Here is a 13,965-nt window from a genome sequence, read left to right as displayed (position 1 = left end):
AGTGATTATATCCACATCTATTTGGGGTGACCTTGAAGTTAATGAAAAAGAAATATATCGTTTTGAAAAAGGAATTCCGGGATTTGAGGAGACGACTGAATTTGTGTTGCTTGATCAAGATGAGGCACCCTTTTACTATCTCCAGTCCCTTCAGCAGAAAGAACTCTCTTTTGTTGTAGTGGATCCTTTTATTTTTTATCCTGATTATGAATTTGAGCTCCCTGATAGCGAAGCAGAAGAACTGAAGATTGAATCTAATTTAGTCGTTCGCAGCATACTAACATTACAGGAGCAGGTGGAAAACTCAACGATTAATCTGTTGGCACCTCTAGTGTTCAATCCCGATAATAGGCAAGCCAAGCAGGTTGTTTTGCACCAGTCTCAGTATCAGACCAAGCATTCACTGCAACCCGTTAAGGAAGACAAAACCGTCCGTTCAAAGGAAGGTGAATAAGCATGCTGGTACTTTCGCGTAAGAAAGGCGAATCTGTTATTATTCAGGATCACATTGAGGTCACGGTGCTCGGAGTAGAAGGAGATACTGTCCGTATAGGAATTTCAGCACCCAAACAGATGGACATCTTTCGCAAAGAAATCTATTTATCCATTCAAGAGTCCAATCGTGAATCTGCTGCCCATACGCAGTCAAATTTAGATGCTTTACGCAAGATGATAAATAAAAATAACGAAAAATAAAAAAAATCCTAAAATGCTATTAAAAGTTCGACGAGAATGTCGATATATATAGTACAAGCTATTGCGGAGGGGCGGCCGACTTCAACGGATAGCTGTAAACAATAAACCACATGGATGTGGGACATTTACCTTCAGGGAGGAAATTTAAAATGATTATCAATCACAATATCGCTGCAATGAACACGCACCGTCAATTGAATGCAAACACTACTAACACAAACAAAGCGATCGAAAAGCTGTCTTCTGGTCTTCGTATCAACCGTGCTGGTGACGATGCTGCTGGTTTGGCAATTTCCGAAAAAATGCGTGGTCAAATCCGTGGTTTGGATATGGCTTCCAAAAATGCTCAAGATGGCATTTCTTTGATCCAAACAGCTGAAGGCGCACTGAACGAAACACACAGCATCCTGCAACGTGTTCGTGAACTGGCTGTACAATCTGCGAATGATACGAATACTGATGACGACCGCGCTGAGCTTCAAAAAGAAGTAGTTGAGTTGACTAAAGAAGTGACTCGTATCTCCACTGATACTGAGTTCAATACTAAAAAATTGCTGAATGGCGATATCAGTGGTGCGGTATTCCACATTGGTGCTAATACAAATCAATCAATTTCTTTGGCTATTGGTAATATGAGTGCTGCATCATTGGGTATTTCTGCTGTTTCTATCTCCAGTCAAACAGGTGCTAACGCTGCAATTTCAACTTTGGATGCGGCTATTAAATCGGTATCTTCCGAGCGTGCTAAACTGGGTGCAAACCAAAACCGTTTGGAGCACACAATCAACAACCTGGGAACCACCTCTGAGAACCTGTCTGCTGCTGAATCCCGTGTTCGTGACGTAGACATGGCTAAAGAAATGATGAACCAAACAAAAAACAACATTCTTGCTCAAGCTTCCCAAGCTATGTTGGCCCAAGCAAACCAACAACCGCAAGCTGTTCTTCAATTGCTTCGTTAATCATTTTTCTTATAAAACTGCTGAGATCTTTCTCAGTAGTTTTTTTTGTGTTTATATTTTACATATAAGGAATCATATTCGTCCTCATATTTTATCAGTCTAGTCTAACTTATGATTATAAAGTAGCCGATATATATACTAAACTGATTCGTAAATGCGAAATGAAAGGAATACATGATGAAAACCATCGCTTTATGTATGATTGTGAAAAATGAGCAAGAGTACCTTAGAAGATGCCTCGATAGCGTAAAGGATAAAGTAAACCAGATAGTAATTGTAGATACAGGTTCAACAGATGAAACTGTTAATATCGCTAAAGAATATACTAATGAAGTATACCATATGGATTGGACTAATAATTTTGCAGCTGCCAGAAATGAGTCCATTAAATATGCCACTACAGAATATATTTTAGTGCTAGACGCAGACGAGTACTTAGAAGAATCTGCTGATTTACAAAAAGAAATCGCTTCAGGTGCAGACTACTATTTCACAAAAATACACAATATTATGTCATTTGATCGTGCCTTAAATCATTTAGCTATCCGAATTTTTTCGAATAATAAAGAACTATATTATCAGAACCGTCTTCACGAACATTTGAATATTATGGACGAAGGAATAGATTTTAAAAGCGGACAAGCTGGGCTTATTATTATGCACACTGGCTATACAGATGAGATGATGGAGGGAAGGGAAAAAGCCAAAAGAAATCTCCCCCTAATGCTGAAGGAAGTTGAAGAAAATCCGACGGTGTACAACCTATTTAATATGGGTAGAACTTACATGTGGGTTGGTAAATATGAAAAAGCAATCCCCTTCCTACAGAGGGCTTATCCGATGAGTAAAAACTTAACAATTGCTCCGGATTTAGTTATAACTTTATGTCGTAGCTTAGGGGAAATGAAGAGATACGATGAAGCTCTACAAATTCTACAAGAAGCAACGATTGTTTATCCGAATGAAGTAGACTTACTTCACCTACAAGGACTTTATTTTATGGAAATCGGGTACTACAGAGATGCGATAGTGACGATGACTAAATGCCTTGAAATTGGCGATCAAGGTATCACATTCACAGAAGGAAATGGCAGCTATATTGCACATTTCAGACTCGCTGAATGGTATGAATCACGCAACGATTTGGTGAAGAGCTATGAACATATTTTAGAAGCATTCAAACTGAAAAATGATTTTGTACCGGTTATGGGGAAATATTTTAGAATTTTAGAGAAAGCAAATGTTCCATTAGAAGAAGTATTCCTAAGTACAAACCAGTTGTATCCGATATCAAATAGTGGACAGCTAGAAAAAATGTTAGAAGTGATGTATCAGCTGAGACATCCTCTATTGCAAAGATATCTGACAGAGTATAACGTGACTATTCAAGATAATGTAATGGCTGTTGCACGGCAATACGCCAGGGATTACGATGCAGCGCAAGCCTTATGGTTGGAAATCATGGATGTTGATAAGCAAAACGGAGAGGACATCTTATTATTATCTATTATCCTCAAAAATGAAACTCTATTTGGAAGGGCCAAAACACTACTTAATCTAAGTCAAAAGGAACAAAAAAATCTATATAAAATCATAGTGAATGAACCTTCAGGAGATGTTAAGTTAACACCCCATCTAGAGAATATATTAGAGAGGGCAATAATACACCTAATTCGATTACAGGAGTTTGATATATTTGAAAAGATACTCGATTATTTGTGGCAAGGTGGCGTTGATGCAAAAGTTAAAGCTTGTGAGCATCTTGTGTCCTATGGCTTCAGCGAGATAGCTATCGATCTATTAGTTAAACTTTTTGAACAATATCCAAGGAATGTAAGGGTTGTTGAATTATTAGGTGATGTCTGTCTCAGTTCTGAATATTTGCAAGATGCTCAGCTTTTTTATGCTAAATTGCTAGATCTCTGTCCTGATTATAGCTCATATGAAAGGGCATATGCATTATCGGAAAAGACTGGTGATAAAATGGATGTTTATAAAATCAAAGAGAGCATTAAATTGAGATTTCCCCTTTCTCGTAGTTACTAGATTAGAATATTGGAAAAAGCGATCATGAAGGACCTTCATTGGAAAGGTTTAAATATTTCGGATTTATGGTGAATTTTTGAGAATTCCAAAAATAAGTAGGAATGAGGAAAAATAAATGAAAAAGAAAAAAGTGCTTGTTGGAAGTCCTATCCGGCAAAATCCATCTATACTAAAAGAATTTCTTGAATCACTTAGGGAACTTGAACAGGAAACAATCGAGCTTAGTTATCTCTTTATTGACGATAACGACAATCCTTTATCCAGTAAAATCCTTTTGGAATTTTCTGAATCTACAGCTAATGTAATGATCCATAAAAACAGTAGCACGGATTATTATTTTCGTAATGAAATCACACATTCTTGGGACGAGCAATTAATATGGAAGGTGGCGCAACTCAAGGATATTATTATTCAAATAGCACTAGAATATAATTATGATTACTTATTTTTTGTAGATTCTGATATTGTGCTTCATCCTCGCACAATTGAACAATTAAAAAATACAGAAAAAGAAATAGTATCAGAAATTTTTTGGACAAAGTGGCATCCTGATTCTCCGGAACTCCCGCAGGTTTGGTTGACTGATCAATATAATATGTCGTACAAAAACCGTAGTGAGCAACTTTCCCAAGAAGAGATAGCGAAAAGAGAATCTGAATTTATTAGAAAGCTGAGAGTACCTGGCGTTTACGAAGTTGGGGGATTAGGAGCCTGTACACTTATAAGTAAGTCAGCTATTGAAAAGGGTGTGAATTTTAAAGAAATCAAAAATGTTTCTTTTTGGGGTGAAGATCGACATTTTTGCATTAGAGCATCTGCATTAGGAATCTCACTTTTCGTAGATACACATTTCCCTGCGTTTCATATATACCGAGAAGAGGATTTACAGAAGGTCGAAAAATTTAAAACAAGAGCTTTTAATGAAGGTGTTTTTTTCACAGTTAAAAATGGGATAGAATTGCTAGGCTCTTTTCATTATAAGAAAGGCTATCATCCTGATTGGAAAAAAAGTTTCACAAAAGAATACGGAGATTTGCTATCTAAGAAAATGGAAGATGAATTGAATGAGAATATTAAGAAAAAAGTAATTGTCAAAGCAACTGTATCAAATTTTAGGATTGATAGTAATCAAAGTAGTGAAATTGGAATACTCAATGTAAAATTTGATCTTATAAATGATGGCATAAGTAATGGAGAACCTTTTCATGATAAATTTAGGGGAGAAACTACATTGCTTTTACAAAATAATAAATGGTTAATTGATAGTTTAGAAATTGTTTAAGGAGATGAAAAACTAATTGATTAGCGTGATAATGCCTGTATATAATTCTGCACCGTATTTAAAAGAATCAATTCAAAGTGTCTTGAATCAATCTGAGCAGGATTTTGAACTGATTGTTATTAATGATGGATCAACTGATGCTAGTGAAAATATAATTTTGAATTTTAATGACCCTAGAATTAGATACTTTAAACAAAAAAATCTAGGTGCAGCAAATGCAAGGAATAAAGCGCTTGAGATGGCGAGAGGGGACTACATTGCTTTTCAGGATTCAGATGATATATCTATGCCCAACCGTTTTAGTTCCTTAAAGGAGCAATTTAAGAAAGGTGTGGGTATTGTTCATTCTGATATGATGTTAATTGATCAAAATAATTACCCTATTGGATATTGGCATGCCAGGAATATTGATAAAAGTAACCTAAACAGGTTTTTTTTAAAGATTGGGACTCCTATAAATGGTGGGAGTGTAATGTTCAGGAGACAGCTAGTTGGCGATTTGAAATATGATTTAAGTTTACAGATAGGAGAAGATACAAATTTTATTTATGAATTATTAAAAATTTGCGAATCTTCTATCCATATTCCGGAGCCTCTTTACATTTACAGAAAGCATCTAACTAATACTACTAATCAAGGGAATTATGATGTTTTGTATTTGCATGTCCAAAAATTCATTCAAAATCATGACATCAAAGAACTGGTTCCTGAAGTAGAATGGAATAGAAATGATGATAATGAGAATGAAGCAACAGCTTCGGCCATCCTAGCGCTTTTATTATTTAATAGAGGAATGTATATTGATGGAGAAAAGCATATTTTAAGTGCAATTAACCGAAGCGAGAATTTAAAGTCTAAACATTTAATATATGCCATTGCGAAATTAATTAATGGAAAACCAGATGAAGCCTTAGAGTATTTATATGCAGTTGATAAGAAAAACCATCTGGTAGAGAATTATATCGGCGAAGCGCTAGTTTATTTGGGGGAAATAGAATTAGCTTACCATCACTTTTTGTCTGCTCTAAATATAAAGCCAGATTATATTGAACCAATTGATAACTTGAAAGCTATATCATCTAGGAATTCATTTAATATGCTTGACAGAAATTGGATAAAATTTTAGGGGTGGTTAAGATGCATGGTGCATACATTGGCGACAATAAACTATTGATTTCTACAAATTTGGAAGGGCATGCTTTATACTTATGGAGATGATTTTAGCTTGACTCCTAATTTGTTGATTAATGGTGTATTCGATGTACCGTTGACTAATTTTTTAATAAAAAATTTGCATCAAGGTAATACTTTTATTGATGCTGGCGCAAACATCGGTTATTTCAGTGTTCTAGCTGGGTATTTAGTCGGAACATCAGGAAGAGTCTTATCCTATGAAGTTAATCCTAAAGTCCATAAACTTTTATTGGATAATATTTCTGTAAATAATTTACATACACATGTAAAGTGTCTCAATAAAGGAGTCTACTCTTCATATGGAGAAATTCCATTTTATATGTCTAAACGCTTTAATGGTAATGGGTCTTTAATTGAACAAAATGAAGAATACTTCAATATATTCAAAAATGATGAAATAGAAAAAGTAATGGTGGAAACAGAACCATTGAGTATGCGGATTGAAGACATTGGATTTGTTAATATACTGAAAATTGATATAGAAGGAGCAGAGTATCAAGCGTTTTTAGGCTTGGAAAATAATTTAAAGAACAAAATGATAGGAAGTATTGTATTTGAGCTAAATAAACTAAGAATAGGCGAAGAGTGGTATGACTTTTACGAATTTTTGAATAAACTTCGTATGATTTATGGCTGGGAATTTTATACTTTATCAGTAGATGGTGACCTTGTTTTATCAGATTTAAAAGAGTTATTTACTTTAGATTTCGTGGAAAATGTAGTAATGGTGCTTAAATAAGTTAATTGTAAAATTACCTCCAATCAACTGTATAGGTATAAAGCGATCTCCATATGTTAAAGATATATTCACATATTTTCAAACAAAGGAGAAATCATTATCTCTCTGATTGTCATATTACCCAGTCATGCTACAGTCGGTGACTACTTAACCAACATCGGAATGTCAATGCATTATTGAATGATGATGAGTACATCGTGAGGTGAAAATGACTGCTACAACGAAATGTTTCCGTACGAAAGCTGTCGAGCTGCTGAATAAAGTTAACGCCATCGTGCGACACTGAATTGCTTCTCTGTATGAGGAAAAGGGAATGGAAAAAAGTGAAATACGAATCAACTCGTAGAGTTTCCTTGAGTTCGAACGAAAGAGCTTCTATTTGTTATTATTAATGTCACCATTATCAAACCTATGCTTGTGGGCATAGGTTTGATTCATCCCGTCGATCTGTATATTCCCTTCTAACACAAAAGCTGGATGGCTTCTATAACTGCACGATATCTAAAATTCTGCTCCTATATACGAGAAAGATCGTTCATCTTTATGGATCGCGCCTCGTGCGGTCACTATAAGACCGTTTAAAACGAGATACATGTGTTATGTTCCTGTTTGGCTGGAAAGATTATTTGGTAAGACAAATATCTTATTTACCTTTTTGTGTAAGGGCAATCTCTAACCTAGATGGCATCAATGTATCATAAAAAATGTAATAAAACCCTTGTCCAGTAGTCAGAAAGAACCTTATCTTGGCTTAGCCACACACCAATTTTGATTCCTGACAGCCTTCTGTTTATAGCCATTTATGTTCAGAATCAATTGGCTTTGGATGATCAGACAAAATTGAAGCCTACCCCCTTTGCGATGAACTAATTAAAGAGGCACAACCTAACAAAAGTAAAATCCATGTAATGCGTCTATGAGTCTGTATAAATGTGCATCCTTATTGTTGGTTAATAGTATGTTTTATATATTTCTTTTATGCTCTTCATAAGCAAGAAATAGTAGCCGATAAATATAATAAATAATCCCATCGGAGGTTGTGAGATGAATCTGCAATTCTCTCTTTCGACAAATGTGGTGAGTGGTAATACAAGCGGGATAAGTCAACATAGCGAGGCTGTAGCTCATCAGGATAACCAACTAATCCAAGCCGTAAGAAGTGGTTCAGAATTAAGCAAACTTGAAAGACAGGGAGTTTCATTCTCCATGGGGGATGAGCAACTTATTAAGGCAATAGATAGAGCTGTTAAAGCTCTTCAGGGACCCACAACCACGTTGGAAATGAGTGTGCATGAAAAAACACATCAGATCTTGGTCAAAGTTCTCAATAAAGACACAGGAGAATTGATTCGGGAGATTCCTCCTGAAAAGACGCTTGATTTAGTAGCAAAGATGATGGAGATTGCAGGAATTCTCATAGATGAAAAAGTATAAGGAGGCAATTAGATGCGTATAAATGGTTTTTCAGGAATGGATATAGATAGCATGGTTACATCTTTAATGACTGCCAAGAAAACCCCGTTAAACAAGCTGAATCAGCAGAAGCAGACATTAGAGTGGACGCGTGATAGTTACCGTGAATTAAATACTAAGATCGTTCAGTTTAGCGATAAGTTGCGCGATTTAATGACTAAGTCTGACAAAATGAACACTCAGAAGGCTACGTTAACTGGTAATACAACGGCTATTAAAGCGGAGGCTAATGCTGATGCTAGCTCTACACCTATGTCTGTAGTCGTTAACAAGTTAGCAACAAAGTCCAATATGCAGACCTCTACAGGTCTACGTACAGCGGGCAGCAGTACAGCAGATACTACTAAAAATACAACATTGGAGCAAATTGCAGGTGGCAGCGCGTCTGATACTTATGAGTTAAATATCAATGACAAAACAATCACTTTTCTTAAAACTGATACAATAACTGCAGTGATGGCCCGTATCAATTCAGAAGGGGCAAACGTGACAGCAAACTTTGATGAAATCAGCGGCAAGTTCTCTATTACAGCCAAAGCTTATGGGGATAAGAATAATATTAAATTAACTGGTGCTGATAAGCAGGTTAAAAGCAGTACGCTCATGGATTTATTCCAAATTAGTTCTACAGATGTAAAGGCGGCTGAAAAAGGGGAAGTTATAGTAACGAATACTGCAGATTCGAGTTCCAAAACTTATAATCCTGATAACAACTCCCTTGTCGTTAATGGAGTGTCGCTGACTCTGTTAGAGACCACGGGAACTACTGGACCAGCTAAAATCACAACCCAGTCAGATCCAACAAAAGCTATGGAGAGCATTAAATCTTTTGTGGATACTTATAATGACCTATTAAGTACATTCAATACGAAACTAAGTGAACAAAAGTATCGCGATTTCCCTCCACTGACAGCCGATCAAAGGAAAGACATGAAGGAAGATGAAATTAAGCAGTGGGAAGAAAAGGCGAAAAGTGGTCTCCTCAAAAATGACACGATTTTAAGTTCTGCTGTGTCTTCTATGCGAATGACTATTTCTAGTAAATTAGGCGATTTGAGTTCAATTGGTATTACAACAGGCCAATATTACGAGAATGGTAAATTACAAATTAATGAAGAGAAACTGAAGGCAGCTTTGACAACAGAGCCTGATAAGGTTATGAATATATTCAAAGGGTCGTCCGCTGATGTAAACAGCAAGCCCATCTTTAGCGAGTTGAGAAGTAAGCTTGATACTACGTTAGACATGTTTGTAAAAAAAGCAGGTACATCAAAATTCGATACAAATGCTAGTATGACCTTAAAGGCTGACAGTATAATGGGAAAGCAGCTTAAAAACTATAACAGCGATATTAAAGAGATGACCAAAAAACTTGCTGATGCAGAAACACGCTATTATAAGCAGTTTTCGGCTATGGAAAAGGCTATGAGCAAGTACCAGTCGCAGTCGTCCAGTTTGACAAGCTTTTTACAATAGTTTAGAAAAGGGTGATTCGTTTGATCTCATCTCCTTATGAAAAATATAAACAGTCTTCGGTGCAGACATCTACTCCAGGGCAGCTCATTATAATGTTATATGATGGTGCCATTCGCTTTGTAAAGGCTGGTCTTGATGGAATATCATCGAATGACATTGCTAAAACAAACATAAACCTGGGCAAAGCACAAAGCATTATTAGTGAGTTAATGTCTACGTTAAACTACTCCTATGATATTTCCAAAAATTTGTATGCTTTATACGAGTATATGAATTATTTATTAATTCAAACGAATATCAAGAAAAAGATTGAATCAGGTGAAGAAGTGCTGGGCTATCTGCAAGAATTGCGGGAAACTTGGGTTACAGTGAACAAGCTAACCGCAGGTATGTCATTGTCAACGGAACAGTAAGCTATGATAAATGAAGCTTTAATCCAATTGGAGCAACTAACCCAACAATTCATACTTCGACTGAATGAGACAAATTACGAGGAAGTTGAAATTTTTGTCGAAGTTCGTCAAATGAAGGTAGATCAACTGGTAAATGCCTTGGGGAATTCATCAATGACAGAAGAACAAAAAATGAAGTTAGAGTCTATTCTAGGCTATGATGCGTTAATTGATCAGCGTATGCAATCGCTAAAACAGGAAGCCCAAAATTGGCTTGTCCAAAGAAATATAGCCAAATCTCAACGCAATGCTTATGAATCTAACTATACGCCTGATAGCTTTTTGATGGATCGTAGAAAATAAATTCAAGAAGCTCTCGTCTAACACGCTTTATTGTGTGGACGAGAGCTTTTTTAACAATTAAATAGTTTCTAAATAAAGAAAAGTACCTTCAAAGGCAAAAAAATCTATCAATTTATCGTTTCAGACTCTAAAATATAGTTTAAACATGTTTTGTAAGTCTGCTCTAGCTCAAGTTCTAAAGATCAAGGAACAAAGTTGTTGACTATTTACCCATTGTAATATATATGGAATAACTATACATGAAAACATTATCAATTCCAATTGACAATGGATAACTTTGGGTGGTATAGTCAAAAATGTGGGCGAGAGCTTCACTTCATTTGATGACGAAGGGAATGTTAGTGCATGCAAGGTAAAGTAAAATGGTTTAACGCAGAAAAAGGTTATGGTTTCATCGAAACGGCTGACGGCGGCGACGTATTTGTACATTTTTCCGCAATTCAAACAGAAGGCTTCAAAACACTTGAAGAAGGACAAGACGTGGAGTTCGACATCGTCGAAGGCGCACGTGGACCACAAGCCGCTAACGTAACCAAATTATAATCATCCCCGGCATAGCCGACCTACATAATTGGTAAGATGGTTAGCAATGGATAACGCGCTAGCACTGCCCTGGAATTTATTCCAGGGCTTTTTTATGTTTTCCAATTACATAAAAAAGCCCCTTACCCGATGGTAAGGAGCTCAACGCAACAGAACATTTACTCTAGAGAACCATCAAAGTCAGCCATCTCCACAAAAATGGTATTGGAGGAGGCAGATTGATTCTCTACACTTCCGTCTGGATAGCGGAATTGATAGCGCAGGATGACCTGGGCGATCAGATACGCGCGGAGTGCAGATTCGATATCGAATGAGAAGACGATGACGGCTTTGTGGTCAGGATCAAGCTGGCCTAATGGGATACCTTGGAGCAAATTAGGATGTGGAAGCGGTACTGAGTTCACGGTGACAGTTCTCAGTACAAGGAAATCTTCGGCTGAGAATGGTGCTGTGAGCAATAGTTCTTCCAATGGAATATTTCCGATGTTTTCCACCTGGAGTGTAAAGGACAGGGTATCTTCTTGCGCGACACGCAAAGCGCTGGAGCTAAGTGTAAGTTTAGGAATAGCTGCGATGACAGTCAAATCTACGGTATTAGTTTGGATGGTTTCCTTCAAGGTCTCTCCACCACTACGACGTGAGGTATATTCGATGGTAGCCTGGTTGCTGAATGTTCCATCTGCAGGTGCTTCACGAATTTGTGCCTGGAGCGTAAGCGTAAGCGTCTCCCCTGGTGCAATATCCGGGAGCGTAATACCAGTGCCGGGATTTGCGCCTGGCTGTGCTTTCTCTTGGATAGTCAGGCTGTTGGGTACATAAACAAGTCCATGCGGCAACAGGTCCGTAAACAACGGAAACTACGCCGAGACTCCTCCTTTATTTGTAATCTGAAGGGTGAAGGTAAGAGTGTCTCCTACAGAGGCGTCATAGGTGTTTACCTGTTTCACAAATTCGAGCAGTGGGAATACCACTGGGATCGTCACGGTATTTGTAGTCAATGTGCCCGGTACGATTCTTCCTCTAGGCAATGTAAATGAGTAGGTAAAGGCAGCCTGATTTACGATGTAGCCAGATGGAGGTGTCTCGGATACAGTTACCTGATAAGCCAGGGTCAATGACTGACCAGGTTCCACAGATCCAAGACTAACTCCGCAGCAGGGTTGGCTTCTGCAAACGTTTGAGCGTTCAACTGGAGGCTGTCAGGAATGTACAGGGTTCCGGCAGGGACAAAATTTTGAAAAATAACTTCTGAAGCAATGTTGCCAAAGTTATTATGGAGTACCGTGTAGGTCAGGTTTTCCCCTGCTTGGGCCTCCTTATGGTCTGTGGAGATGTTTGCGGCAAGCTTTGGACAGAAGTTTGGAAACTCACGATAAATGTATTTCCAGGTGCGACATTTCCAATGGCAATTCCAGCAGTTGGCGAGGTGTTAGGGAAAGGTACACCGTCGATAAGGACACTACCCGGAACGAAGGAAGTACCTGCTGGGATTGTATCGGTCACAACGGTATCTGTGACGGAATCCACACCGTTATTCGTAATGCTTAGTGTATATCTGATCGTATCTCCAACTACAGCAGCTGCCAGATTGGATGTTTTAGTCACCTGAATATTAGGTGCAGACACAGAGACATTAACTGTATTAGTGGTACCGAAGGTCCCCGTCGTGACCAATGTGCCGTCATCCCCGTTAATTTGGGACGCAAAAAAATTAGTCGAAAAATTGTTGGGCCCAGACAGCGCAGTTAAGTTGGATGTGGTAGGTCCAAACAACGCACGATCCCCGGTGATATCTACGTCACCCTCTTGGGCGCTAATTAACGCCCTGCCGCGCAAAGTCCCCTGTACAGGCGTGGCAAACCCGCTTATTACCACGTTGACCGAGCCAGTAGCGCTGCTGACTCCTTCACCACCTACACGCAGCGATAGGTTACGGAAGGGGAGAGACGGGTTATTGTACACCACTGCCAGCGTCCATCCAGCGTGATTGGTGTTGGTAGAATCGGGAACCGTGATGGTGCCCGTCACATTTCCGACCGTATATGCCCCTGCGCCGCCTTGAATGACCAAATTTGTTACATTTGCGGTTCACACATAGGTACTGAGACTGGTGACGTTGATCGATGTTGCAGATTCGGGACTGACTGTAGTAGATAAAGCAGGCGTCTGAAATGTGATCGGATTGCTGGCGCTGGACAATACATTGGTACTGCCGTTGGCATAGCTTCCTCCCCAAATAAGCTCAGCATATAGCACGGTACTGCCCGGGGGGAGCACAAGAAATGCGTCGATGAGTTACTGGCAAAAGCAGAAGTCGTGCCGAATGGATATGTGCCGAAGCGAGAGGCTGTATTGGTCGTGATGAAAGCACCAATGCTGGTCGCTGTACCCGGCCCCCCCACCGAAGCAGAACGTGCCAGCCCGAGTGTATTGCCTATAAGGTAATAGCCCCGGTCTGATTCGTTGCATAACGCTGAATAAAAGCCATGGATTAACTTCCTACTTTCCATCTCTCCCCAATTAGCTGTCTTAGGATTTTTGCAGGGGAAGAGCCAGCTGGGCTGGGTGTAATGATCCTTTCGTATAAATTGCCTGCATGATAGTCAGGTCTTGCTTTTAGCATAGGTTCTATACCGGATTCAGTCTGACAAATAACCCCCTCCCCAGTCGATAAAATACATAGCATGAACTCGAAATAGTGGATTTGTCATGACACCAGCAGAGTAACTTTTTAAATATCTCTTCATTATTCACATATGTATGCGAGCTGAATTTAAACATGACCCTTTTCATAAAATG

The 13,965-nt window shown here is 38.4% G+C and carries 13 protein-coding genes and 1 pseudogene; 12 read left to right on the top strand and 2 right to left on the bottom strand.

Features of this window, described 5'->3' with window-relative positions; translation table 11 throughout:
* Position 1 precedes the first annotated feature (1 nt).
* The 12 genes from fliW to ACU1JV_RS21385 all read left to right on the top strand — a co-directional run bounded on the left by fliW (position 2) and on the right by ACU1JV_RS21385 (position 11,166).
* Positions 2 to 454 carry a flagellar assembly protein FliW gene (fliW, locus tag ACU1JV_RS21440; RefSeq protein ID WP_165079740.1) on the top strand — a complete coding sequence of 151 codons (453 nt, stop codon included), beginning with the start codon at positions 2 to 4 and terminating at the stop codon, positions 452 to 454.
* Between the two features lie 2 nt (positions 455 to 456).
* Complete coding sequence (csrA, locus tag ACU1JV_RS21435) at positions 457 to 696, top strand: carbon storage regulator CsrA (RefSeq protein WP_040102728.1); 240 nt, start codon at positions 457 to 459, stop codon at positions 694 to 696.
* A 149-nt stretch (positions 697 to 845) separates the two neighbouring features.
* Entirely contained in the window at positions 846 to 1,658 is an 813-nt protein-coding gene (locus ACU1JV_RS21430) for a flagellin N-terminal helical domain-containing protein (RefSeq protein ID WP_165079739.1), read from the top strand.
* Between the two features lie 174 nt (positions 1,659 to 1,832).
* Entirely contained in the window at positions 1,833 to 3,704 is a 1,872-nt protein-coding gene (locus ACU1JV_RS21425) for a glycosyltransferase (protein WP_165079738.1), read from the top strand.
* A 115-nt stretch (positions 3,705 to 3,819) separates the two neighbouring features.
* Positions 3,820 to 4,986 carry a glycosyltransferase family A protein gene (locus ACU1JV_RS21420; RefSeq protein WP_165079737.1) on the top strand — a complete coding sequence of 389 codons (1,167 nt, stop codon included), beginning with the start codon at positions 3,820 to 3,822 and terminating at the stop codon, positions 4,984 to 4,986.
* 25 nt (positions 4,987 to 5,011) lie between these two features.
* The gene (locus ACU1JV_RS21415; protein WP_238791005.1) at positions 5,012 to 6,112 is read left to right on the top strand and encodes a glycosyltransferase; all 1,101 of its coding nucleotides are present in this window, start codon (positions 5,012 to 5,014) and stop codon (positions 6,110 to 6,112) included.
* A 99-nt stretch (positions 6,113 to 6,211) separates the two neighbouring features.
* On the top strand, positions 6,212 to 6,919 hold the full coding sequence (locus tag ACU1JV_RS21410; RefSeq protein WP_413987100.1) for an FkbM family methyltransferase: 708 nt from the start codon (positions 6,212 to 6,214) through the stop codon (positions 6,917 to 6,919).
* Between the two features lie 1,044 nt (positions 6,920 to 7,963).
* Positions 7,964 to 8,353, top strand: a complete 390-nt coding sequence (locus tag ACU1JV_RS21405) for a flagellar protein FlaG (protein ID WP_165079734.1) — start codon at positions 7,964 to 7,966, stop codon at positions 8,351 to 8,353.
* Between the two features lie 12 nt (positions 8,354 to 8,365).
* Entirely contained in the window at positions 8,366 to 9,868 is a 1,503-nt protein-coding gene (gene fliD, locus ACU1JV_RS21400; RefSeq protein WP_413987099.1) for a flagellar filament capping protein FliD, read from the top strand.
* A 20-nt stretch (positions 9,869 to 9,888) separates the two neighbouring features.
* Positions 9,889 to 10,281, top strand: a complete 393-nt coding sequence (gene fliS, locus ACU1JV_RS21395) for a flagellar export chaperone FliS (protein ID WP_040102738.1) — start codon at positions 9,889 to 9,891, stop codon at positions 10,279 to 10,281.
* A 3-nt stretch (positions 10,282 to 10,284) separates the two neighbouring features.
* Complete coding sequence (locus ACU1JV_RS21390; RefSeq protein ID WP_165079732.1) at positions 10,285 to 10,623, top strand: hypothetical protein; 339 nt, start codon at positions 10,285 to 10,287, stop codon at positions 10,621 to 10,623.
* A 345-nt stretch (positions 10,624 to 10,968) separates the two neighbouring features.
* The gene (locus ACU1JV_RS21385; protein ID WP_013373372.1) at positions 10,969 to 11,166 is read left to right on the top strand and encodes a cold shock domain-containing protein; all 198 of its coding nucleotides are present in this window, start codon (positions 10,969 to 10,971) and stop codon (positions 11,164 to 11,166) included.
* A 158-nt stretch (positions 11,167 to 11,324) separates the two neighbouring features.
* Here ACU1JV_RS21385 and ACU1JV_RS21380 read toward each other — a convergent pair.
* Together ACU1JV_RS21380 and ACU1JV_RS21375 are read right to left on the bottom strand one after the other, a co-directional pair.
* Positions 11,325 to 12,816 (bottom strand): annotated as a pseudogene (locus tag ACU1JV_RS21380) (adhesin); the annotation flags it as partial.
* A 425-nt stretch (positions 12,817 to 13,241) separates the two neighbouring features.
* The gene (locus ACU1JV_RS21375) at positions 13,242 to 13,676 is read right to left on the bottom strand and encodes a hypothetical protein (protein WP_238790994.1); all 435 of its coding nucleotides are present in this window, start codon (positions 13,674 to 13,676) and stop codon (positions 13,242 to 13,244) included.
* Between the last annotated feature and the right edge of the window lie 289 nt (positions 13,677 to 13,965).

This window comes from Paenibacillus sp. T2-29, assembly GCF_052921365.1.
Note: the sequence above shows the minus strand (reverse complement) of the source record. Positions and strands in the feature narration are given on the sequence as shown.

What these genes read in the sequence shown, in the direction of transcription:
- csrA (WP_040102728.1), top strand. Translation starts at nt 457, where the DNA reads ATGCTGGTACTTTCGCGTAAGAAAGGCGAATCTGTTATTATTCAGGAT.
- ACU1JV_RS21430 (WP_165079739.1), top strand. Translation starts at nt 846, where the DNA reads ATGATTATCAATCACAATATCGCTGCAATGAACACGCACCGTCAATTG.
- ACU1JV_RS21425 (WP_165079738.1), top strand. Translation starts at nt 1,833, where the DNA reads ATGATGAAAACCATCGCTTTATGTATGATTGTGAAAAATGAGCAAGAG.
- ACU1JV_RS21420 (WP_165079737.1), top strand. Translation starts at nt 3,820, where the DNA reads ATGAAAAAGAAAAAAGTGCTTGTTGGAAGTCCTATCCGGCAAAATCCA.
- ACU1JV_RS21405 (WP_165079734.1), top strand. Translation starts at nt 7,964, where the DNA reads ATGAATCTGCAATTCTCTCTTTCGACAAATGTGGTGAGTGGTAATACA.
- fliD (WP_413987099.1), top strand. Translation starts at nt 8,366, where the DNA reads ATGCGTATAAATGGTTTTTCAGGAATGGATATAGATAGCATGGTTACA.
- ACU1JV_RS21390 (WP_165079732.1), top strand. Translation starts at nt 10,285, where the DNA reads ATGATAAATGAAGCTTTAATCCAATTGGAGCAACTAACCCAACAATTC.
- ACU1JV_RS21385 (WP_013373372.1), top strand. Translation starts at nt 10,969, where the DNA reads ATGCAAGGTAAAGTAAAATGGTTTAACGCAGAAAAAGGTTATGGTTTC.
- ACU1JV_RS21375 (WP_238790994.1), bottom strand. Translation starts at nt 13,676, where the DNA reads ATGGAAAGTAGGAAGTTAATCCATGGCTTTTATTCAGCGTTATGCAAC.